Raw genomic sequence first — 22,720 nt, 5'->3', positions numbered from 1 at the left:
GATGAACTCGGAAGACGGTGGCGGCGGTCTGCTCGAGCGTGCGGGCAACTGGGTGGAGGCCGGCCGAGAAGCTGTCGGTAACACCGCGCGTGCTGTCAGGACGGCCGTGGACTTTGGCTCGGACCCGTTGGGGTTCTTGTTCGACAAGACGCAGGAGGCCGCGCACGGGCTGAGCTCGTCGGTGCTGCCGACGTTGTTCGACGCGACCCAGCCGGACCTGTCCGCGGAATGGTTTCTCGATGCGTACCGGGTGAGCTTTGCGCTCGGGGTCTTCCTGTGGGCGTTCCTCCTGCTGGTGACGGTGGTCCGCAGCGCTCAGGGGGTGTACTCCTCGAACCAGGTGGCTGACGTGCTCACCCGTGGCTCGGTGCTGTTCCTGGGCGGGGCGATGTTCGGGCCGGCGGCCGGGTGGTTCGTCCTGGAGTTCGTCGGCTCGTTGAGCGACGTCATCGCCAAGTGGGCGATCGAGTCGTCCACCGACGAGGTCGTCTCGAGCATCTCGGAGATGGTCGCGGACAGCGACGCCTCGGGAGTCACGGGCGGCGTGGTGGTCGCCCTGTGCCTGATGGTGCTGATGCTCGTCGGCCTGGTGCTGGTCATCGCGATGCTGATCGTCACGATGGTCACCATCTACATCGGTGGCGCCGTGGTCCCGATCGCCCTGGCCTGGTACGCCAGCCCGGACCAGCGCCGGATCGCGACCCGGCTGCTGATGGTCCTTGGTGGTGTGATCGCCGCCAAGCCGGTGCTGTTCCTGGTGCTGGGACTGGCCTACCGGTTGGCGGCGAGCCAGGCCGAGTGGCTCAGCGACACCCCGGACGTGGCGACGCTGGCGAACCATCTGGCGGCCGCGTGTGCGCTGTGCCTGGCCGGCCTGACGCCGTTTCTGCTGTTCAGGTTCGCGCCGGTGCTGCCGACCACGGCGGGGCAGGCCGGTCCTGCGCTGAGCATGGCCGCCAGCGACGGCCCCTCGGGCGGCGGCTGGGGTGGATCGGAGACCGCTCGCCGGGCAAAGGACCGGGCGCAGCGGTCCGACGCCGGCACCGACTCGGGCGACGATGGCGGCCCGGACGACGGTTCCGACAACGACGCGGGCGGCGATTCGGCGGGTTCGTCGTCGACCTCGTCCCGGCGCGCGGATGAGGGCGGGACGATCCAGAAGGCGTTGGAGGCCAAGCAGCAGGCAGCAAGTGACGGCCAGGGCGGCGACGATGGTGACGCCGCGGGCAAGAGCACCTCGGCGGGCGGGTCGACCACCGAGGCTGCGGCCGCGAAGGGCTCGGCCGCCGGCTCCGACGGTGCGGCCGCGACAAGCAGCTCGTCGAACGCGGCCGCCGGCTCCTCCGGTGCCGCTGCCGGTGCCGCGGTCGCGGCCGGGGCCGTGGCGGTCGTGGCCACGAAGAAGGCGGCCGACTTCGGTACCCGAGGCGGGGAGATCGCGGCCGCGGAGATGGATGAGGACCCGGCCGGGGGTGCGCGATGAGCCGCACGTCGGTCCTGGGCGGGGAGTCCGGCCGCCGGTCCTGGCTGGGTGGGTCGGTGCCGACCTGGCGCCTGGTCAGCGCCGGCGCGGCAGTCCTGGTCGCGATGGTGCTGACGATGACGATGGCCGAGGCCGGGTTCGTCACCGGCGTCGTGGTCGTCGCGGCGACCTGGGCCGCGACTGCCGCCACCGCGCGCGGCTCGGTGGTCTCGCGGTACGTGACCCGGCGGCGCTGGCTCGAGCGCAACAGGACCGGCACGGTCGCGTTCCGCCCCTTCGACCAGGGCGAGTGGGACGCGCTGGCCGCGCAGGCCCGCGCCCGGGACGGCAAGGTGCGCGCGGACGCGGCCCGGCAGGCCGCGGCGTACCGGGAGGTCCCCGACGGGGCGGAGGGCATGGGCTGGCTCGAGCGGCGGCCGCGCCGGCCGGGCATCGCCTGGCACGCCCCGACCGGGGAGAACGCCTATCTCTCGGTGGTCTTCGAGGTGTCCGGGCAGATCCGCGGTCTGGAGTCCGACCGGGCCACGGGAGAGGCCGCCGCCCGGTGGGGCCGGTTCCTGGCCACGCTGGGCTCGGAGGAGTCCGTGGCCCGGGTGGTCCAGTCCCTGACCCGGGTGCTCCCCCCGGACTCGGCCCGCCACGAGGCGTGGCTGCTGGAGAACCTCGACCCCGCGGCGCCGCGCGAGCTCGCACAGTCCTACGACGATCTGATCCGGCGCAGCGACGCCTCGAGCATGGTCCAGCGCCACTACATCGCGGTGCGCTGGCCGCTGAGCGCGGCCTTCCACGCCGCGGCCGCCCGGTTCGGCGAGGGTCGGGACGGGTGGCGGGCGTTCATGACCACGGAGATCGCCTCGATCGCCCGGGGGCTGCGCCAGGCGCGCCACGTGCAGGTGCGGGCGCTCAGCGCCGCGCAGGTCGCTGCGGTGATGCTGCACATGCAGGACCCCTCCCGGCCGATCGACCAGGTCGCCGACGTCGACCCGGACCGGTTCGGGCTGCCGAGCCGCGACGAGTACTCCGCCCACGTGGTCACGGCGACCGACTCGGCCACCGGGGAGGAGGCGCAGTGGTGGCACCGCACCGCACGGATCAGCGCCGACGCCTTGGCCACGGTACCGCGCACGTCGATGTGGCTGACCCCGATGCTCTCCGGCGGCCCGGACGGCACGCTGCTCACGCTCAGCTTTCAGACGTGGATCATCCCCGCCCGACAGGCCCGCGGGGCCGCCCGCTCGGACCTGACCCGCGATGCGGCCGACCGGGTGGCCCGCAACCAGGACGGGCGCCTGCTGGACGAGGAGAACGAGCTGCGCCTCAGCGCCGCGCAGCGCCGGGCCGCCGACCTGCGCCCGGGGCAGCACAACGCCGGGGTGGAGTGGGCCGGCTACCTCACGATCAGCGCCCGCACCCGGGAAGAGCTCGGCCGCGCCGCCCGCCACGCAGCCGCGATCGCCGAGCGCGACCTGGGCATCGAGCGCCTGGAGTGGCTCGACACCTATCAGGCGGCGGCCTCGGGGTGCACGTGGCCGATCGTGCGGGGCATCAGGACCCCGCTGTTCTCGGCCGGAGACCGCGTGATGAGCGCCCTGTCCGGCCATGGCGCGAAGGAGGCTCTGTGACGACCACGAACATCCCGGCCACGCGCCGCGCCCAGCGCGAGCTCGCGGTCCAGAACCAGGCACCGACCACACCGCCGGCCAAGGAGACCAAGCGGCGACGCCGGCTGCTCGCGCCGCCCCCGCCGCCACCCCCGCGGGAGGAAGGTCTGACCCCGCACAACGCGCGCGGTACGCGCCTGCGCCGCAAGCCGGGCTGGGCCAGGCGCGGCTACTACGCCCCGCTGGCCCAGGGCGCGCCGAGCACGACCCGGCAGGCCGAGGTGCTCAACACCGGTGTGGTCGCCGCCCCCACGGACGTCGAGGCGCTCATCGTCGGCCTGGACTGCCTCAGCTCCTCCCGGGTCCACCACGACCCGTTCGTGGCCTACCAGAAGGGCATCGTCTCCTCGCCGAACGTGGTGGTGGTCGGCGACGTCGGCTCGGGCAAGTCCTCGGTCTGCAAGTCCGCCTACGCGCTGCGCCCGCTGCTCCTGCGGGACCGCCGCGCGGTTATCTTCGACAAGAAGGACCGCGGCGGTGAGGGCGAGTACGCCGAGCTGGTCCGCTTCTTCGGCGGTGAGCCGTTGACGTTCAGCACCGACGGCGACGGGGTCGTGCTGAACCTGCTCGACCCGATCATCACCGGCGCCGGGGCGAAGAACCAGGTCCGTCTCCTCCAGGTCGCCGCCGAGCTCGCACAGGACGGCGAGCCGCTGGACGAGTGGGAGCGCGAGGCGCTGCGCTCGGCGTACCGGCTGACCATGCGTCAGGCGGAGGTGGACGGCCGGGTGCCGGTCCTGCCCGACGTGCTCGCCAACCTGGGCCACATCGAGGCCGACCACGTGGGCGGCTACGGCGACGCCTCGGCCGCCGCCCGCGAACGGCTGCACGAGGCCGCCCTGGGAGTGCGGTTCCTGATGGGGGGCCTGCTCGAGGAGTACGGCGGCATCTTCGACGGACCGACCTCCAAGGGCGTGCGGCTGGAGGAGAAGCTGACCAGCTTCGACATCTCCCAGCTGCCCGACGACGGCCCGGCGGTCCCGACCGTGATGGCGATCGCGAACCTGTGGCTGCTCGGGTCGCTGCGCCGCAACCGCGGCAAGATGACCAACCTCGTCGTCGAGGAGGGCTGGCACCTGGTCGCCGGCCCGAACGCCGGCCTGCTGCGCTCGAACACGAAACTCGCCCGCGCCCTCGGCCTGGCCCTGGTGGTGGCGATCCACAAGCTCGCCGACATTCCGGTGACCTCCCCGGCCATGGCGGTCCTGCAGGAGGCACAAACCGTCCACGTCTACCGCCAGTCCCGCGCCGCCGATGTCGAGCGGTGCGTGCGCGACTTCAACCTCACCGCCGACGCTGCCGAGGTCATCCCGTCGTTGCAGACCGGGTTCCACCTGTTCAAGCGGGGAACCGCCCCGGAGGTGATGGTCCAGCACGTGCGCTCCGACCTCGAGGAGCGGCTGACAGAGACCGACGCGGCGATGGGAGGCCGGCGCTGATGGTGACGAGAGAGAACCGCCCGCCGATCAAGGCGAGCACCAAGGCCAACGTCCAGCTCGCACTGCTCGCCGTGCTTCTGCTCGGCTACTGGCACCTGACCCTGTGGTTGGCCTCGGCGGGCCTGGGGCTCGCCGACGTCGACCGCACCCTCCTCGCGCTGCTGCGTCTGTCGCCGCTCGACCTCGGCGAGGACGTGACCACCGCGAGCCTGCCGGTGGTCCTGGCGACCTGGTTCGCCCTGGTCATTTTCACCGCCATCGCCCTGGTCGCGGCCGTGGCGGCGCGCCACCGCGGCCGGGCCGAGAAGGGCATGGTCACCGGCAAGGCGCTCAAGGAGCGCGCGACCGGCGGACCGTCCGCGACGCTCCTGGAGCCGATCGCCAGCTATCACGGGCAGCCGGTGCGCCCCCGCACCGAGGACACCGGCTGCGTGATCGCCCCGCCCCGGCAGGGCAAGACGGCCTATCTCGCCGTCGGGCAGGTCGTCGACGCCCCGGGCGCGGTGGTGGCGACCTCGACGAAGGTCGACCTGTTCCGCGTGACCGCCCAGCGGCGCGCCGAGCGTGGCCGGGTGTGGGTCTTCGACCCCGAGGGCGTCTCCGCGTGGCCCGAGGCGGCCAGGTGGAACATCGTCGCCGGCTGCTCAGACGTCAAGGTCGCGATGGACCGCGCGAAGGCGATGGTCGCGGCCCGGCCGACGGACGGCTCCCGCAACGCGGGCTTCTTCCACGAGGCCGCCGACACGGTGCTGCGCTGCCTGCTGCACGCCGCCGACCTCGGTGGTCACACCATTCGGGAGGTCCTCGCCTGGGCGCGGGACTTCGACAACGAGACCCCCTACGCGATCCTGCGCGAGCACGAGGGCGCGGCCCCGGGCTGGGCGAAGGATCTGGAGAAGTTCGCCCGGGGCGAGGCCCGGGAGACCGTCTCCTCCACCGACATGTCCCTCTCGCTGGTGCTCAAGCCGCTGGCCGACCCCCGGGTGGTCGACTTCGTCTGCCCCCCGCAGGACGACGGCGAGGCGTTCGACCCGGACCGGTTCGTCCGGTCCTCCGACACCCTCTACCTGCTCTCCGAGGGCGGGTCCAGCGGCGTCGCCCCGCTCATCACCGCCCTGGTCTCCGCGGTGGTCCGGGCCGGGCGACTCGCCTCCCAGCGCACCGCCGCCGGCCGCCTTGACCCGCCGATCACGTTCGTCCTCGACGAGGTCGCCAACATCGCGCCGATCCCGGACCTGCCCCAGCTCATGGCCGACGGCGGCGGCCGCGGGATGAGCGTGTGGCCGGTCGTCCAGGACGAGTCCCAGCTGCGCAGCCGCTACGGCGACGAGGGCGCCAAGACCATCTGGGCGGCGGCCGCGGTCAAGCTCCTCATGGGCGGGGTGAGCAACGACGGCTTCCTGGAGTCCGTGTCCCGGCTCCTCGGGGACCGCCGGGTCACCCGTTCCGCCCGCCACTACTCCGACAGCGGCGAGACGACCTCGTTCAACGTCTCGACGGAGAAGGAACGCGTGCTCAGCGTCTCCGACCTGCGCACCATCCCCGAGGGACGGGCGCTGCTGCTCTACCGCGACCTGCCCGGCGGGATCGTCGATCTCACCCCGTGGTGGAAGCGCTCCGACGCCGAGGCGCTCAAGACCTCGACGTCCTGGGTGCTGGAACGGGAGGGCATCACCGCATGACGACCACCGAAGACCTCGGCGACCTCGAGGCGCGGCTCGAGACCGTCGAGGGCGCCCTGGCCGACCTCATCGATGCCGTCTCGGAGCGGCCCGCCGGCGGGCCGTGGCTGTGGACCCGCCTGGACCGGGACCGCCAGATCGTCCTGTGGGAAGAGCTCGCCGAGTTCGTCGCCTGGCTCACCGCCCGATACCTGTCCAACCTGCCCGGCCGGGAGTACCGCCTCCCGCCGTGCTGGTACCGCCACCCCGTCGCCGTCGAGCAGCTCACCGCCCTGATGGTCGCCCACCAGGGCGCCTACAACGAGTCCGCGGCCGAGCCCTCGCCCGCCCTGGTCGACTGGCACGAGCGGTCCCTGTGGCCGACCCTCGACCGGCTCCGGCACCTCAAGGTCTTCTCCGGATGCGACGACGGCCACCAGGACCACCAGTGGACCGCCCCAGCCTGGCAGGCCGACGAGACGTTCCACGAGTTCGTCGCACAGTCCCTCCCTGCCGACGAGGAGGAGCGGTGACGCCGCGCCGCACCGTCGGCATCGTGGCCGCGGTGGCCGCGATCCTGACGGCCGCCGGGTGCGCGGCGACCCCGGCCGAGCCGCAGCCGGCCGCCGCACCGGCGGCACCGAGCTCCGCACCGGCCACCTCGAGCTCCCGGCCGACGGACGAGCCGATGGAGGAGCTGACCGGGCACGAGCAGGACCCCATCGGACCGCCGCCGACGTGGGACGAGACCGCGGCCGAGGAGGCCGCAGACCGGGCGGTGGCGTTCATGCGCGCCTTCGCCCGCCCTGACCTGACCGCTCAGGAGTGGCACGCCGGGATCGCCGGGCTGATGACCACCACCGGAGTGGAGACCTTCGCCTACGTCGACCCGGCGGCGGTGCCGGCCACGACCGTGACCGACGGCGGGGAGGTACTGGACACCGGCTCGGCGTCGCTCGCCGAGGTCCGTGTCGGGACCGACGCCGGCCCGTACCTGGTCACGCTCACCCGCACCGGGGCCACCGATCCCTGGCTGGTCGAGTACGCCGACCCGATCAACTGAACACGCCCGTCCCGGGGGGAGGACGAGAAACACGTGAAGAAGGCTGCCGTCGTGGTCTGCACGGTGCTCGCCGTGCTCGGTGGGTTCGTGCTGGTGCTCTTCGTCGGCACGGGCCTGAGCCGGCCCTCCCCCGCGGGCGTGTGCACACCGGGCACTGCCCTCGCAGTCGGCGACGTCCCCGACGGTGAGATCGCCGGCTACTCCGGCGAGCAGCTGGCAAACGCCGCCACGATCATGCGCGTGGGCGCCGAGCGCGGCATGGACGCCTGGGGCCAGACCATCGGCGTCATGACGGCCATGGGCGAGTCCGGCCTGCGGATCCTCGACCGCGGCGACGCCGCCGGCCCCGACAGCCGCGGCCTGTTCCAGCAGCGCGACAACGGCGCCTGGGGCACCTACGCCGACCGCATGGACCCCGCCCGCTCGGCCGCCATGTTCTTCGACGCCCTGAACAAGATCGAGGGCTGGCGCGACCTCCAACCCACGCTGGCCGCCAACCGGGTCCAGCGCAACGCCGACCCGCTTCACTACGCCGACTACTGGGACGCCGCCGTCCAGATCGTCACGGCTCTCAGCCAGACAGACACGACCGACGACCCCACTCCGGGTCATCGCTACGAGCTCGGCCCGGTCAAACCTCACACGCAAGCACTCGCCGAGGAAGTCGGCGCCCGGTTCGACCTCGCCGAGATCGGCGGCTACCGGGACAGCGCAGTCGACGCCGGCGGCCACCCAGCCGGACTCGCCGTGGACTTCATGACCCACGACGACACCGCCACCGGCGACGCCATCGTCTCCTACCTCATCGAGCACACCGACCGACTCAGCGTGGACTACATCATCTGGCGCCAAGCGATCTGGCGCGCCGCCGAGGCTGACAAGGGCTGGCAGCCCATGGCCGACCGCGGCTCGGACACCGCCAACCACCTCGACCACCCGCACGTCAACGTCACCCCGACTCCCTCGGTGAACGCCGGAACCGGGCCACTGGACTGCCTCACCGCCACCACAGCGGGACCGGCCGGACCCACCGGGCAGTGGATGGCGCCGGTCGACGGACCCATCACCTCCCCGTACGGGCCACGCCTGCTCTTCGGCTCCAGCTTCCACACCGGCACCGACTTCGGCGCCGCATGCGGGACACCGATCTACGCCGCCGCCGACGGCCGGATCGCCTACGCCGGCGGCCCGCACCCCCGCCTCGGGCTGACCGGGCACGTCATCGTCCTCGACCACGGCGACGGCATCCAGACCAGCTACAACCACATGTACGCCAGCGGCCTGCTGGCCCGGCCCGGCCAGCACGTCACCGCCGGCCAGCTCATCGCTCTCGTCGGCAACGACGGCAACTCCACCAACTGCCACCTGCACTTCGGTGTCTACCTTAACGGCGAGCACACCGACCCCGAGCCCTTCATGGCCGCCCGAGGCGCGCACCTTGGAGGGTCGCAAATCGTCACGCCGGCATCGGGCAGAACTGACAGCAAACGTGCGCATTTAGCGGATCACGATTATGGCCAGCGGGCGATCAGCAAACGTTGAAATAATGTATTCATATGGCGCACGCTAACTCTGCGCATCGGCCAGGTGGCCCCGACATGCTACGAGCCCGTCTCAAGGACTAGTCGATACATATCCCCACGGTAGAGCGACGTCGTGAACTCGACCAGCGCACCGTCTTGGTTCCTGCTCACGGTGCGGGTCTCAAGACATGGAGTTGGAGACCCAATCTCGAGCAATGCTGATGTCTCGCGATCGGCGAAAGTTGCAGTCACCTCGAAACGAGTTCTCGAGATTAGTGTGCCGTACTTAGAGCGCAAGGTCGCGTACAGAGAGTCCGTAAGGTCGCGGCCCAGAAGCCCCGGAAAGAGGTCTGCCACCAAAGTCGCACGCTCGACACACAGTGGCACATCGTCGCCGTAGCGTACGCGATGCACGTGAATGACCAAACTATTTGGTGCGAGTTCAAGGATCTCCCGCTCCTCTTCGTTCGCCGGCTCCATCGACGCCAACAGAAGTCGGCTGCTCGGACGTTTCCCAGAGGCGCGTATAGTTTCACTAAACGACGTTGATGAAAGTGCTTTCAACACCGTAGGCGCACGTACAAACGTGCCCTTGCCAGGTATACCCACGGTCCGTCCGCTCGCATTGAGAACCTGCATCGCGCGCCGCACGGTCATCGCCGACACATTGTACGAAGCAGCGAGTTCCTGCTCGCTCGGTATGCGGTCACCGGGACGCTTGGTGTCAATCAGCGCCAATAGGTCTTTGACAATGGCGTCGTACTTCTTCACAGGACTCATCCTTGGCCCCCATTGACCAGCCGGCGCGCTCCCGCTGCTGCACCTACGATAGGTGCGGCGCCCCCCAGTTCCGACCGACGAATCGGCACGGTGGCAAGCGGGGCAATGAGCTGTCTCCGGAGTTCTTCTTCGAGCCAGCCCCACCACGTCTCATCGGCCAGCGCAAATCCACCCCCGACCACGACGATCTGCGGGTCAAGTGCAGTGATTAGGCCTGCCACGGCTTGACCGAGCGCGACGGCCGCGTCTCTGACGACACCCGACGCGATGGCATCACCGTTCCTCATTTGAGCGAGGACTGATGGGGCGTCCTGAGACTCCGGATTTCCGCCTCTTCTGAGGTATTCGCGGTGCACGGCGGGCCCTGAGGCTAGCGCCTCCAGATGCCCCGGTCGTCCGCACGGACACATGAGGCCCGCCGCGAGGGCGCACGGCATGTGGCCAATTTCGCCCGCGCCAGAGTGCGCTCCGCGGAGCGGTTTCCCGCCCAGCACCAAGGAGCACCCCACACCAGTTCCGACTGCGACGACAAGCGCAGAAGAGGCTCCTGCTGCAGCACCGACCCATGCCTCACCTGCCGCATGTGCGTCCACGTCATTCTCGACATGGACCGGGAGCCGCAGCCGATTTGCGAGCACCTCGCCTACCGGCGTCCCTACCCACCCGGGGAACGTGTCGTTTGCGCCCACGACGACACCGGTGGTCACGTCGACCAGTCCGGCCGTCCCGACTCCGAGCGCGACAGCGTGACGTTTACGGCCCTCCTCACGGTCGGAAGGATCGCCCAGGAGGGACTGGACGAGACTGACCACAGTCTCCAAAACGGCATTCGGCCCGTCGGCTGCGGGCGTAGGCGTACTAACAACCGGACCCACGCGCCCCTCCTGCGAGACCCACGCCGCAGCAGTCTTGGTTCCACCGATGTCGACGCCTATCAGCATGTCTGCCGTCATCGCTCCCTCTTCCCCCTACAGCTCGTTCACTGGGTGTTTGCGTTGTACGTCACATGCGCCGTACAGTGACCGCCATCACCCTAGGGTACTCACAAGATCCATAGGGTGCTCCAATGAAGGCGCCCCTCCGTCCCCGGGAGTTCGAATGATGCAAACAAGGAAGTTCCTCGTTATCGGCACGTCGGCAGCACTTGTCACCGGCCTCGCCGCGTGCGGCACCAGTGATGACTCGGCGGGAGGTGACTCAGGCAAGATCACGGTCCTCATGGAGGACATCTCCTATACGGACAACATCAAGACGATGCTGCCAGAGTTTGAGGAGTCCACGGGGATCGATGTAACGATCGAGACTGTCCCCTACAGCGACCAGGCAGCCAAGATTCTCCAGGAGTTCTCGCAGGAATCCGACTACTACGACGCCGTCTTCACCGACAACGTCTACGGAAGTGGCTACTTCGAGTCCGGATACATCCAGGACCTAGCGCCGTTGGCGGAGAGTGACACCGAGTTCGGAGACCTCGACGCGTTCTACGACCCATACATCGCACCGATGAGTACCGACAACGGCGCCGTTTACGGCCTGCCTGTCTACGGCGAGAGCACGTTCCTGATGTACCGAACCGACCTGTTCGAGGAGCACGGGATCGCCGGCCCGCCGCAGACGACCGACGAGTTGATGGAAGCCGCCCGCACCATCAGTGAGGGCTCCGGCGGCGAGGTCGCCGGGATCACCATGCGCGGCGCTCCAGGGATTCAAAGCGTGTACCCGTGGGCAGGGCTCCTGCGGTCCTTCGGCGGTGACTTCTTCGACGCCGACGGCAAATCGGCGATCAACAGCCCCGAGGCAGTGGAGGCCGCGGAGTACTGGTCGACGCTCCTGAGAGAGTACGGCGCCTCGGGCGCCGCAAACTTCGACTGGGAGCAGAATCGCATTGCCTTCACGCAGGGCAGGGCAGCAATGACCATCGATGCGACGGCCAACGGTCCTTTCAATGAGGACCCCGAATCGTCGACCGTGGCCGGCAAGGTCGGGTACGCGGCCATTCCGTACGCGGACGGCGTCGAGTCCGGGGAGAACACGAACAACTCGCTGAACGTGCACGCGCTATACCTGAGCTCCTTCAGCGAAAACCCTGAGGAGACGTACAAGTTCATGTCCTGGGCGACGAGTCTCGACGTGCAGGAGAACGCCGTTGCAACTACCGAAGCCGTCGGCGTCACCCTCGAATCCGTGCTGACGGGCTCGGAGTACCAGGAGAAGTACGGCGCATTCCAGGAAGCCGTGCTGTCCCAGCTCGAGACGGGGAACGTCGACTACCTTCCGAGCGGTCAGAACGCGAACGTGATCATCGTCGAGACAGGGCAGGCGCTCTCCAACATTCTGTCGGGCCAGACCAGCGCCTCCGACGCCCTGAACATGGCGGCGGAGAACATCAACCGGCAGCTCGGCTGAAAAGAACTGATTCATGTCAGGCCTAACCCTTAACCAACGAGTACGCGAGCCCACCGCCAGCCCAGCGGAACGGCGACGCCGCAAGTCAGCGACAGGATCCCCGCTGTCGCTGATGATCCCGGCCGGGATCGTGATCATCCCGTTCCTACTTGTCATTCTGATTAGGGGCATCTGGCTCGCGCTTCACGGCGAGAACCTCTTGATCCCTGGGAGCGGCGAAACATTCGTCGGCCTGGAAAACTTCACCCGGGCCCTCTCCGACCCGACGCTCCTAAAATCAATCGTCGTTACCCTGACGTACGTTGCCGTTGGTGTCGGTGTCGAGATGGTGCTCGGTGTCGCGATCGCCCTCCTCATGCACCGGAAGTTCTTCGGGAAGGGCATCGTCAGAGCTCTAATCCTGGTGCCAATGGTCCTGACACCCGTAGTGGCCGGGCTCACCTGGCGGTTACTGATGGATCCGACGTCGGGCATGATCAACTACTTCCTCGGGCAGTTGGGACTGGGGTCAGACCACGCCTTCCTTTCGAACCCGAGCACGGCGCTGTTCGCCGTCATCCTTGTCGAGGTCTGGCAGAACACTCCGTACGTCGTCATTATCGTCCTTGCAGGCCTGGAGTCGCTCGACCCCGCGCCCTTCGAGGCCGGACAACTTGACGGCGCACACGGGTGGACGATGCTGCGCCACGTCACTTTGCCAATGCTTGCGCCGGTCATGTCGATCGTGCTCTTGCTACGAATTATCGACGCCGTCAAGACTTTTGCGCTTGTCCAGACCATGACAGAAGGCGGGCCGGGCACGTCCTCACTGGCGATCAGCAACTACGTCTACCGAGTCGGGTTCGAGGTGTTCGACATTGGCTACTCGACCGCGCTTGCACTCCTCACATCGGTCGCGCTCGTGGTGCTCGTCTTCCCGCTGGCGCGTCGGATTATGGGGTTTGGCAAGCAGGACGGAGATAAGAAGTGAAGCACCTAATCGGCGAGGTCAGGACCGTACTCGTTTATATATTCGTCGTTTGGTGCTTGGCGCCGGTGGCATGGTTGGTTAGCACTTCACTGAAGTCAGACGTCGAGGCTTTCAGCGCCGAGCCGGTGTGGATTTTCACGCCGCAGTGGTCCAACTACGCACAGGCCTGGACCGAGGGCGGCATGTCGCAGGCAATGCTGACCAGCACGATAGTCGCGGTGGTGTCAAGCCTCGTCGGGGTCATCGGCGGCCTGCCCCTGGCCTACTTGACCACGCAGGTTTGGCCGGAAAGGAGCAACGGCTCGCGCCGGGTGGCTCTGGTGATCCTGCTGCTCACAACGGTCCCGCCGGTGTTGGGGCTCACGCCGCTCTACCGCACCTTTGATGACCTCGGCCTATCGCGCACCACCATCGGGATCACCCTTATCCATTCCTACTATGCCGTCCTGCTCGCCGTCCTGATCCTCCGTTCGTTCCTCGTGAACTTCCCGCGAGAGGTTCGTGAGGCAGCGCTGATCGACGGCGCCGGCGAGTGGCGCACGATGCTTCAATGCGTGGCGCCGAACATGACCGGCGCGATCTTCGCGACGCTGATCCTGTCCTTGATCCAGTCGTGGAACGAATACCTATACGCGCTCGTCATCACCGGCGGCGCCACACAGACGGTGCCCGTGAGGGTCTCAGGCTTCCTGAGCTTCGTCGGCACCAACTGGTCCACCCTGACCGCCGCCGGCGTAATCGGGACGCTGCCGATCGTCGTATTCGCGATCTTGGCACGAAAGCAAATGGCCACCGGCCTTTCCTATGGAGGAGTGAAATGACAAACCAGCACCAGGCGGCGAAGTCGCCGCTGCGAATCGGCGTCGTCGGGCTCGGCGCGATCGGTCTTGAGCACGTTGGGATCTACCGGGGGACGCCCGACGTCGTACTGACCGCCGTCGTCGATCCGCGGGACGAAGTCCGCGCTGACGTTGCCGAACAGACCGGCGCGACCGCCTACGCCACGCTCGACGAACTCCTGGCTGCGAATGCAGTCGACGCCATCAGTCTCTGCACCCCGGATCACCTCCACTTCGCCGACTCCAAGCGCATCATCGAGTCAGGGCTTCACCTCCTCCTGGAGAAGCCGATCACCACCGACCCGGCAGAGGCAGACGCGCTCACGCTCCTCGCGGAGAATGCAGACGTCGTCGTGATGCCCGGTCAGACGCTTCGGTTTGAGCCGCGCTACCACCACGCCCGCCAAGTGGTCAAGGCAGGCGGTCTCGGTGAGGTCCAGCACGGATACCTACGCCGCGACAACAAGGTCTCCGTCGGCGAACGAGCGGGCGGCCGAGTCAGCGTCGCGTTCTTCCTGGGCATCCACGACATCGACGCTCTGCAGTGGATCACCGGCGAAGACGTGATCGAGGTCCAGGGGTTCGCCTCAGCGGCGCTGGAACGAACCGGACGACAGAGTATGGCGGTACTCGGCAACCTTCGATTGTCGGGCGGCGGCGTAGTCCAGGTCGAGTCGTCTTGGAACCTGCCCGAGGACTACCCGACCGACCTCGACGCCCGATTCCGGCTGGTCGGCTCACAGGCAGCATTGTCGATCGACTCATTCGACAGCGGCATCCATGTCGCCGGTGACCAGTTCGCGCTCCCGATGCCGGCCGGTGCCCCACTGTATGGCTCCCCGCAGGGCGCACTCGCCGTGGAACTGCAGACCTTCGTTCGGTCCTGCCTGACTGGAGCTGCGGTCCCGGTGACGGTGCGCGAAGCGGCAAAGGCCGTCAAAGTGGTCGCCGCACTGGAGGAGGCCGTCACAAAGGGAATCACGGTGCAGGTTGCGGCAGTGGCGAGCGGCTCGCCGGTCACCGCGTGATGTCCGTCCTCGAACGGCTTCGCAACGGGCTCATCGTCTCGTGCCAGGCCTACCCGGGGGAGCCACTGCGGGATCCCCGCACGATGGCGCAGATGGCACGATCCGTCATCAACGGCGGTGCCTGCGCCGTCCGGGTGGAGGGTGTGGAGGACCTCCGGGCCATCGTCGGAACGGTCCCCGTACCTGTGATCGGACTGTGGAAGGACGGGGATTCGGGCGTTTACATCACGCCCACTGTCGAGCATGCCCGAGCGGTAACATCCACTGGTGTAGACATCGTCGCGATCGATGGAACGAGACGAGCTCGCCCGGATGGTCTCACCCTCGCTGAAACGGTCGCGCGCATCAGAGAGCACTCGGACGCTCTCATAATGGCGGACTGCGGATCAGCCGAGGATGCGCGAGCCGCAGAGTCCGCGCGGGTAGACATCCTGAGTACGACTCTCTCCGGCTACACAGGTGATCGAGTGAAGACTCAGGGGCCAGATCTCGCGCTAGTTGACGAGATTAGGGCATTCGCTCAACTCCCTCTCGTCGTCGAGGGCCGGATAAAGACGCCGGATGATGCGCGGATTGCACTCGAGCGCGGAGCCTTTGCTGTGTGCGTAGGGACGGCCATCACGCACCCCACCTCGATCACACGGTGGTTTGCGCAGGAGGTCTCTAGGGCTCGTATCACTCTCTAGTTTGGGTCGACCCGTCGAGACGCACGCCCAGTCGCTCTGCCGGTCGACCGGCCGGCAGAGCGACTGATGTCGATCAGATACTGGGCTGACTCAATCTCCCGGCTTCGTGACGCTGAACCGACGCACCGCCGATGACCACCGGCTAGAGGTATAACGGTCCGCCGCGTCGTGGCCCCCTGTGCTTAGTGCCATCGTTGTTGTCTGGCAGGTCCGCTTTCCCGCGCGTCTCGCGCCGCTTGCGCAGCTGCTCGCGCGCGCGGTCGAGTCTGTCCGTCGCGCCGTGCTCGTCTCCGTGGTCGTTGAGGTCCAGGGGGCGGTTGGGGCGGCGGCGGAGCAGTTCAGCCGCGGAGGAAGTGCGCTGTCGCTGGTCTTGCCTCTCGCCGGTGACCTGTCCGGCCAGCGATTGTGCACGCTCATCGTTTCGGTCCAGGCCTTTGTGCATCTGATCCAGTCCGGCCACTGCGCGCCAGTAGTCCTCCAGCTGGCGGCCGTGCTCGGGCTCGGTACCGAGCGGATCGCTACCGGTGATGCCATACCGGTCGCGGTAGGCGGCCACCAGCCGAGCCCCGACGACCGCTCCTTCCGTCACGTCGCTCGGTAGACCGAGACGCCGGCTCCATTCGGTACGGCCGGCGAGGGCCAGGTCGGCGAGGTGATCCACGCGCTGCTCGATGAGTTCGACGTGCCGGGCGGCCCACTCCCGCACCTGCGGGTGGCTGCTGAGGTCGGGCACGGTGATCCACTCCGGGGCGTCCGGGGCGGGGCGCCATGGCTCGAGGCCGGGTGGGTAGTGCCCGAAGCGGTCGAGGGCGTCTTCGACCTCGGGGACCAGGCGGGCGAGGCTGTGGGCCTCGCGGTAGGCGGTCTCCTGTGCGGTTGTTGCCGAGAGTGCGGCGCCGTCCCGGGCGATGATCCCGGCTAGGACCTGGGCGGGAGACCATGCCGGGCCGGCCTCGTCGTGCCCGTCGGCGCCGAGAAATGTGTCGGTGACCAGATAGGCCCGGTTGTTCTGGCGGCCGCGGGTCAGGGCGGTGTAGAGGCCCTGGCGGTCGGTGCTAGCGTCGAGCAGGGCGTGGGAGGAGTCGACGGTCATGCCCTGCACCCGATGCACGGTGGCGGCGTAGGCGAGCTCGACGTTCTCGGCGACGTAACCGGCGGGCAGGTTCAGCGTGCCGCGGTGGCCGGTGTGCCGGACGCGGAGCCGGCCGTCGTTGGCGCGATCGAGCACCTCCCAGACGTCGCCGTTCTTGACGAAGTCCTTGCCGTTCGCGGTGGCCAGGGTGCGGTCGTTGAGCCGGGTGACGATCCGGTCGCCGCGGCCAGCCTGGTTGCCGTCGTGGAGCACGACGCCGTCGGTCTCGACCCGGCCGGCCGCGACCAGGTCGCGGCGGGCCTGCCCGGCCAGCGAAGTCACGTCGGTGTTCGACCCGGCGATCATGACCGCGTCCTGACCGGTCTCGGTGTCGGCCGACCAGGCGGCGTAGACCTCCTCGAGCATGGCTTCGCGCGTCCCGCCACGCACCCGTCCACGCCCGAGGTAGAAGTCACCAGCACCAGTCTCTCCCGTGCGCAGCCGCAGCGATGCGGCGGCCTCTTCGGGGTCAGCGAACCGGTGGACCTGCTCGAGGCGCACGGCCCCGACGCGTTCGTCGATCAGGCGCAGCGCCCCACCGGCCTCCACGGCGGCGAGCTGCTGGGGATCACCGAGCAGCCGCACGCTCGCCCCGTGCTCCCGCGCCAGGGTCAGGGCCTGGTCGAGCAGCGGCGTGCCCGCCATGCCGGCCTCGTCGACGAGCAGCACCGTCGAGGCGTCGACGCGCAGCGCCTCGGTCACCACGCCGGTCCGGTGGGCGTGGATGAGCTTGTGCAGGGTCTCCGCGGTCACCCCGAGCTCCTCGCCCAGCACGCTCGCCGCGGCCGCCGACGGTGCCAGCGCGAGCACCCTGCCACCGGCGTTCTCCACCGCGCGGGCAAACACCGTCATGGCGGTGGTCTTCCCGGTCCCGGCCGGGCCGATCCCGGCCACGAGCTCGCGCCCGGAGGTGGCGAACGCGCGCGCCAACTCTCGCTGACCGTCGTTCAGCGTGCGCCCGCTCTCCTTCTCCACCGTTCGTAGGGCGGCGCTGAACTGCTGCTCGCCGACGACCAGCCCGCCGGTGCGCAGCGCGCCCTGGACGAGATTGTGCTCGGCGTCCAGCACGGCCTGGGAGGTCAGGACGCGCTGCCCGTGCACGGTGTAGACCGACTCCCCGTCGGCGCGCTGGAGCACCTCGGGAACCGGGTTCAGCTCGGGCGGGTCGAGCCGCAGCGACAGCGCCTCCGCGCGGGCGGTGACCTGCTCGGCGACGCCGGCCAGGTCCCCGGTGGCGTGCTGGCGAGCCTGCCGCATCGCCTCGGCCATCAGGTGCCACGGCTTCCACGTCGCACGCTTGGCCTGGACCTCTTCGACGACCCGACGGGCGAGCTCGTCAACGTCGACACCCGTCCCGTCCTCGCCGCTGTCGCGGTGCACCGCGGCGGCGATCATCTCCCCCACCTGGCGGTCCTCGCCGAGCACCTGGGCGGCCTGGCGGCGCCACTGCTCCCGCCGCTCGGACAGCGTCACGCCGTCCTCTTTGCCCTCCCGCGTCTCCAGGGTGGCCTGCTGGGCCAGGCGCAGCTGGACCGCCTTCGGCGGCTCATGGCCGTGGTCGGCCCGGTACCGCTCGGTGAGCTCGGCGTAGACCTCCTCGATCGCGGCCCGGCGCGAGGAGAACGCCGCCCGCATCCGGGCATCGATGCCCTCGATCTCTCTCACCGGCTGCTTGCCGCGGCCTCGGTCCTCGTCGACGAACCGCACCCCGAGCCGGCTGCGCAGCTCCTCCTCGATGAGCGTGTTGTACCGCTCCGACGCCGCCACCCCCAGGGCGTGCAGCACACGGGCGTCCAGGGCCCGCCACTTGCCGTCGCTGCCCTGGACCTTGTTGGACACCGCGACATGGGTGTGCAGGTTCGGGTCCCCGGTGCGCGAGTCGGCATGGTCGAACGCCGCGGCGACCAGGCCGCGGGTGTCGATCTGGGCGGCCCCGCCCGTGCCCACCCGGGTCAAGCCGGCCTCCTGCTCGACCCACCCGAACGCACCCCGCCACGCAGCCTCGTGGGCGGCCGCGACCTCACGGCGAACGTCCGCATCCCCCAGCGCCCACAGCGTCGAGACGGACTTGGCCGGAGTGAAAACCAGGTCGTAACCGGCCACCGGTTGACGCTGCTGGCGACCGAGCCGCGCAAGGTAGTGCGACCGCTCCGCGTCCGCCGGCTCCCGCCCGAACCGACCCGTCAGGATCGCCCCGGCGACGTCCCACCGGATCAGGTCTCGCTCGACACCGGCCTCCGGTGCGCGCCCGTGCTCGGCCTTGAACTTCGCGTAGGCGGCCCGGATCGAGCTCGTCCACTCCTCGTCGTCGACCGGCTCGAACCGTGGGAACCGGCGCCCCAGGCGGGCCGCCTTGACCGCCTCCTCCACGCTCGCCCCGCCGGCCATCGCCTCCCGAATCAGCCGGTCCGCATCAGGGTGCAACCCCTCACCGAACAGGGCCTTCATCTGCTCCTCGCTGACCTGCCCGGAAGTCCCGAGCCCGGCGAGCCCGGCGCCGACCCACCGTCCCGGAGGGTTGCCCTCGTGGGCGTAGTAGTCCGCCAACGACTCACCCGCCCGGCGGGACGTGTCGCCCGAGGCAACCTGACGCGTGAGGTACGTGTAGCCGTCCCCGGCGTGGAGCACGTGCACCGTCATCACCAGCGCTGCCCCCCTGTGCGCGCCCGACGCCACTAGTAGTGCAAGAGGTGTGTAGACCTCTGCATGTTGAGTATGACACAACATGACGACATCAACTACGCATAGTGAGGCAAAAGGTGGCTCGAACGAACCGTCAGATCGACGCAAGGGAACGTGCGAGGAGTGCACGGCTGAGGCTCGACGCCGAGCGTGACAAGCGGGATCGCCTAATTGAGGAGGCTGCTGCGAAGTACTACACCGCTGGGGACGAGCGGGACGAACTCGCCACCAAGCTTCAGGCCCTCGATGAGCGGATGGACGCAACGGTTCAGGACCTCCTCAACCTCGGCGAGACGCCGAGCCGTGTGGCTGTACTCCTCGGAATCGAAGCGCGAGAAGTACGGCGTATCCGTAGGGACGCGGAGCGGGAGCAGCGCACGCCGCATTCGACTTCGTCCCATAAGGAGCCGGAAGAGGATTCGCCCTTGGTGCACTCGCATCCACAGGGCCAGAAGGGGTCGACCGCTGTCCACACTGCGCCAAACGCGCTCGGCTCCGCCGACGAAGACTCGTCGACATGAACAGGATCTCAAAGCGTCCCCAGAGCGAGCAGATGGCGGTTGCCCGCCGACTGCTCAAGCGCCGTGCCGACCACGGCGGCGCGCTAATGGTGGCTGAGGGCATCGACGCCGGTATCGCCTTCTGGGCCATCGAGGCATTACATCCACCGTTCCCGCCGACCGGCAGTGTTGGCCATCTGCCTGTCCCAGACATCGAAGAAGTGCGCAGTGCGCTGATGGCGGCGGCTTCGGCAGCCATCTCCATCGAGGAGGCCGCCGCGATAGCCCACGCCGCCCGAGAACTTGCGGGCGATCGACTTGGCGTCGATGGGGCCGGAACGCCATGACGTACCGAGAGGAGAGCGCACAGCTGGCCCAACACCTGACACACCTGTCAACCAGTCTGGGCTCCAGGTACCTCGATGAAGTCGGTTTGGCCGTCGCGCTTATGGGCCGGCACGAAGCAATCCGGCTCATGCAGGAGTCGATGGCAGTGGCTACCGGGCAGGACCACGGGAAGCGATCAAAGAGCCCGGACGTCGTCTCACGAGTCACATTGGGTGAGGTCATGAACCATCCAGTGGAGGCGCTCCGACAGGCTATCGAGAGTTACCCCTTGACTCCGACGCAGCAGTCGTTTCTGGACGTACGTGCTGAGCGTTTATCCTCCGCCACGGCAGGGATCTGGCGCAATGTGGCACGGTCCGCGATCATCGCTCGCCACGACCTCGCCGCCGAAAGAAGCGCCTTTGGGCCACACCACCGGTGGAGCCTCGTCGCAGACGTCGCCGCCATGACGCCGGTCGTACAGAACCTCGATCGCCAGCTGCTCATCTCCGCGCGGCGCGTCCATCCTGACGGCGAAGGTGCCGATCGGGTCGCTCGAGCTCTCGCAGAAGCCGAAAGGAGCCCGGCCTCACTTCTCGCGGTCGAAGCGGACGCAATCTCGCGGGCGGGCGCGCTTCCAGACCTCTCCGGGCTACGCGTCCCACCGAGCTCCACCCGCCCGCTTGCCGTCACCTCTACTGCAGCGCTTCTCGAAGCACAGCGCCGGATACCGGCTCAGCTCGAACACGCAGAGGAGATACGCCCCGACGTCATCGCCCGCACCGCACTCGGCCAGGCACGCATCCTCCTCACATCAGCCGCTCTCCTGGAGCCCCGCCAGCACGGGCGCAGCGTGGAACTCGCGCGAAGTCTGGCAACGCGGATCGGACAGGAGGTTCGCCCCGAATCACGGGACGTATCCGCGCTCGTGCTTGGCGACACCACACCTCTTGTTCAGACCACACTCATGTGGCAGTACCTCCGCGAACAACGACCAGGAACACTGGCGCTTCGAGGTCCCGACGCCATCGCCCTACGCGGCCTCATCCACCACGGGCCGTTCGTTGTCGAGCAACTTGCTCGTGCTGCGAACAAGCAACTCAGCTCCGGACGCTGGCTCATCTCTTACTCAGATGCCGGAACCTACGCATGGAACCGCTACAACTTCCTGGACGACGCACCCCGCCTGGTCACAGCGCTCCACAGCCTCAGAGCCGCGTACCCGACGAACGAACACGGACGAGCACCGCGGGCTCAACTGAATTCCGCCCGGACCACCCTCGGACACAGAACGACCCGACGAACTCGCGAGCAGAGGCCCGCAACGCCCGACCTCGCAGTCGGCCCGAGTCTGTCCAATACACCGCATCGCTCGGTGGTTGCTCCATAAGAAACGGCCACGTACACCGCCTGGCAGAAGGCACCAGCGGATCTGCCGAGTCGATTCAGACAAGAGGAGGACCCATGCTCACCATCTACGGCACGCCCAGTTGTGCGGCCTGCCGACTGACGAGGAACGTCCTCGAGCGGGCCGGTGCGCCCTTCCAGGTCGTAGACCTTGGGCGGCACCCGAAGAAGGCTGACGAATTCAGGGCTGCCGGGCACCAAGCGCTGCCAGTTGTCGAGCACGCCGAGCAATGGTGGTCCGGATTGCAACCCGACCGGCTGCGCGAGGCAATTGCCTTGTTGAGGGACGCGAGGGGTGAGGGCAACCGAGGAAGTCTCGACCCCCCTACCCGACGCCGATCTGCGCCAGGCGATAGCGGTGGCCCATCTTTGAGCCGAGCGCAAGCACCCGCCACCGTCGGCCCTGTAGGCGACGTAGCTGGGCGGCTGACGGAGTAACAATGAGCACCTACTGGTTCCGCGCCGAATACAGCATCATGCTCGACGACCCCGGATACGGCACTCTCGAGATAGACCATGAGGGAACGGAGTGGCACGTCCGGCTGGCGGGCGAGCAGTTGGGACGGTTCCTCGCAGCGATAACCGCCTGCGCGCTCGGTACCGCGGTCGGTGACGAGGGGCGCTCGCTCTTGCCGTGGTTTCTGACGGCCGCGGACGCCCGAGAGCTGCTCCCTGCACTGCAACAAGCGGCCATCGCCGCGGCCGCTGGCTCAGACAAGCTCGAACGCCTCTACCCAGACGCTGGAGCGCCACCGCAGGGCCCGATCTGCGTACGCTGCGGCGCAGGCTTCTTCACATACCCCGAGACCGGAATCTTCTGCGGCGCCTGCCTTAGGCTCGGGCACAAACCATTCGGCACCGACGCAAGCTGGGAGCGGGCCCAGCAAACGTACGAAGCCGAGCGGACATACTGGCGTCACCGGCACCCGACGCCGTAGAACCGCCCCGGAGGTCAGACGAGAAACGAATCCTGTCCCGCCACTCATGCGCGGAAGAATCAGCGATGCGGCCGGACTGTCGCATCTCAACTGTCGAAGACCCGACCAAGGCTCTTCAACATCCGGCGACCGTCGCTCCCTCCCGTCGCCACTGCCCAGAAGAGCGCACGACTCAGGTACTCCACGCCTTCACGG

General features: G+C 68.5%; 20 protein-coding genes. 17 read left to right on the top strand and 3 right to left on the bottom strand.

The genetic code is table 11. The features are described from left to right. Window position 1: 1 nt before the first annotated feature. The 7 genes from KZX45_RS08415 to KZX45_RS20235 are packed head-to-tail and all read left to right on the top strand — an operon-like array spanning window position 2 to window position 8,849. Window positions 2-1,483 (top strand): type IV secretion system protein, encoded by a 1,482-nt coding sequence (locus tag KZX45_RS08415; RefSeq protein WP_248257282.1) that lies wholly within the window; start codon window positions 2-4, stop codon window positions 1,481-1,483. Further along, window positions 1,480-3,105: an SCO6880 family protein gene (locus KZX45_RS08410; RefSeq protein WP_248257281.1), complete on the top strand. Its 1,626-nt coding sequence runs from the start codon at window positions 1,480-1,482 to the stop codon at window positions 3,103-3,105. The genes KZX45_RS08415 and KZX45_RS08410 overlap by 4 nt, the downstream gene beginning before the upstream one ends. Further along, window positions 3,102-4,583, top strand: coding sequence for an ATP/GTP-binding protein (locus tag KZX45_RS08405; protein ID WP_248257280.1), 1,482 nt, complete (start codon window positions 3,102-3,104; stop codon window positions 4,581-4,583). The genes KZX45_RS08410 and KZX45_RS08405 overlap by 4 nt, the downstream gene beginning before the upstream one ends. Then, a complete protein-coding gene (locus KZX45_RS08400) occupies window positions 4,583-6,265 on the top strand; it encodes a type IV secretory system conjugative DNA transfer family protein (protein WP_248257279.1) in 1,683 nt (560 codons plus the stop codon). Before KZX45_RS08405 ends, KZX45_RS08400 begins: the two co-directional genes overlap by 1 nt. Next, complete coding sequence (locus KZX45_RS08395) at window positions 6,262-6,777, top strand: hypothetical protein (protein ID WP_248257278.1); 516 nt, start codon at window positions 6,262-6,264, stop codon at window positions 6,775-6,777. Before KZX45_RS08400 ends, KZX45_RS08395 begins: the two co-directional genes overlap by 4 nt. Continuing rightward, the gene (locus KZX45_RS08390) at window positions 6,774-7,307 is read left to right on the top strand and encodes a hypothetical protein (protein ID WP_248257277.1); all 534 of its coding nucleotides are present in this window, start codon (window positions 6,774-6,776) and stop codon (window positions 7,305-7,307) included. Before KZX45_RS08395 ends, KZX45_RS08390 begins: the two co-directional genes overlap by 4 nt. A gap of 33 nt (window positions 7,308-7,340) precedes the next feature. After that, window positions 7,341-8,849: a M23 family metallopeptidase gene (locus tag KZX45_RS20235; protein ID WP_248257276.1), complete on the top strand. Its 1,509-nt coding sequence runs from the start codon at window positions 7,341-7,343 to the stop codon at window positions 8,847-8,849. A gap of 59 nt (window positions 8,850-8,908) precedes the next feature. Here KZX45_RS20235 and KZX45_RS08380 read toward each other — a convergent pair whose 3' ends face one another. Then, window positions 8,909-9,601, bottom strand: coding sequence for a GntR family transcriptional regulator (locus tag KZX45_RS08380; protein WP_248257275.1), 693 nt, complete (start codon window positions 9,599-9,601; stop codon window positions 8,909-8,911). Between the two features lie 5 nt (window positions 9,602-9,606). Next, window positions 9,607-10,551 carry an ROK family protein gene (locus KZX45_RS08375; protein ID WP_248257413.1) on the bottom strand — a complete coding sequence of 315 codons (945 nt, stop codon included), beginning with the start codon at window positions 10,549-10,551 and terminating at the stop codon, window positions 9,607-9,609. Window positions 10,552-10,711: 160 nt separating this feature from the next. Here KZX45_RS08375 and KZX45_RS08370 point away from each other — a divergent pair, with 160 nt between their 5' ends. From KZX45_RS08370 to KZX45_RS08350, 5 genes are all read left to right on the top strand, one after another. Then, window positions 10,712-12,016 carry an ABC transporter substrate-binding protein gene (locus tag KZX45_RS08370; protein WP_248257274.1) on the top strand — a complete coding sequence of 435 codons (1,305 nt, stop codon included), beginning with the start codon at window positions 10,712-10,714 and terminating at the stop codon, window positions 12,014-12,016. 112 nt (window positions 12,017-12,128) lie between these two features. Next, window positions 12,129-12,986: a carbohydrate ABC transporter permease gene (locus tag KZX45_RS08365; protein ID WP_248257273.1), complete on the top strand. Its 858-nt coding sequence runs from the start codon at window positions 12,129-12,131 to the stop codon at window positions 12,984-12,986. Next, window positions 12,983-13,807: a carbohydrate ABC transporter permease gene (locus KZX45_RS08360; protein WP_248257272.1), complete on the top strand. Its 825-nt coding sequence runs from the start codon at window positions 12,983-12,985 to the stop codon at window positions 13,805-13,807. Before KZX45_RS08365 ends, KZX45_RS08360 begins: the two co-directional genes overlap by 4 nt. After that, window positions 13,804-14,853: a Gfo/Idh/MocA family protein gene (locus KZX45_RS08355; protein ID WP_248257271.1), complete on the top strand. Its 1,050-nt coding sequence runs from the start codon at window positions 13,804-13,806 to the stop codon at window positions 14,851-14,853. The genes KZX45_RS08360 and KZX45_RS08355 overlap by 4 nt, the downstream gene beginning before the upstream one ends. Then, window positions 14,853-15,539 (top strand): N-acetylmannosamine-6-phosphate 2-epimerase, encoded by a 687-nt coding sequence (locus KZX45_RS08350; protein ID WP_248257412.1) that lies wholly within the window; start codon window positions 14,853-14,855, stop codon window positions 15,537-15,539. The genes KZX45_RS08355 and KZX45_RS08350 overlap by 1 nt, the downstream gene beginning before the upstream one ends. A gap of 142 nt (window positions 15,540-15,681) precedes the next feature. On the opposite strand, the gene mobF is transcribed toward KZX45_RS08350, so the two are convergent. Then, complete coding sequence (gene mobF, locus KZX45_RS08345) at window positions 15,682-19,311, bottom strand: MobF family relaxase (protein WP_248257270.1); 3,630 nt, start codon at window positions 19,309-19,311, stop codon at window positions 15,682-15,684. A gap of 119 nt (window positions 19,312-19,430) precedes the next feature. On the opposite strand from mobF, the gene KZX45_RS08340 reads away from it, so the two are divergent. The 5 genes from KZX45_RS08340 to KZX45_RS08325 all read left to right on the top strand — a co-directional run bounded on the left by KZX45_RS08340 (window position 19,431) and on the right by KZX45_RS08325 (window position 22,525). Further along, window positions 19,431-19,874: a hypothetical protein gene (locus KZX45_RS08340; RefSeq protein WP_248257269.1), complete on the top strand. Its 444-nt coding sequence runs from the start codon at window positions 19,431-19,433 to the stop codon at window positions 19,872-19,874. Then, window positions 19,871-20,200 (top strand): hypothetical protein, encoded by a 330-nt coding sequence (locus KZX45_RS08335; protein ID WP_248257268.1) that lies wholly within the window; start codon window positions 19,871-19,873, stop codon window positions 20,198-20,200. The genes KZX45_RS08340 and KZX45_RS08335 overlap by 4 nt, the downstream gene beginning before the upstream one ends. Further along, window positions 20,197-21,570 (top strand): hypothetical protein, encoded by a 1,374-nt coding sequence (locus KZX45_RS08330; RefSeq protein ID WP_248257267.1) that lies wholly within the window; start codon window positions 20,197-20,199, stop codon window positions 21,568-21,570. The genes KZX45_RS08335 and KZX45_RS08330 overlap by 4 nt, the downstream gene beginning before the upstream one ends. 74 nt (window positions 21,571-21,644) lie before the next feature. Beyond that, window positions 21,645-22,025: a glutaredoxin family protein gene (locus tag KZX45_RS20455; RefSeq protein ID WP_374112575.1), complete on the top strand. Its 381-nt coding sequence runs from the start codon at window positions 21,645-21,647 to the stop codon at window positions 22,023-22,025. Between the two features lie 2 nt (window positions 22,026-22,027). After that, window positions 22,028-22,525, top strand: coding sequence for a hypothetical protein (locus KZX45_RS08325; RefSeq protein WP_248257266.1), 498 nt, complete (start codon window positions 22,028-22,030; stop codon window positions 22,523-22,525). Window positions 22,526-22,720: the final 195 nt, after the last annotated feature.

The sequence above is a fragment of the Georgenia sp. EYE_87 genome (assembly GCF_023148685.1).
GTDB lineage: Bacteria > Actinomycetota > Actinomycetes > Actinomycetales > Actinomycetaceae > Georgenia.
This window is presented reverse-complemented; position numbering and strand designations above follow the sequence as displayed.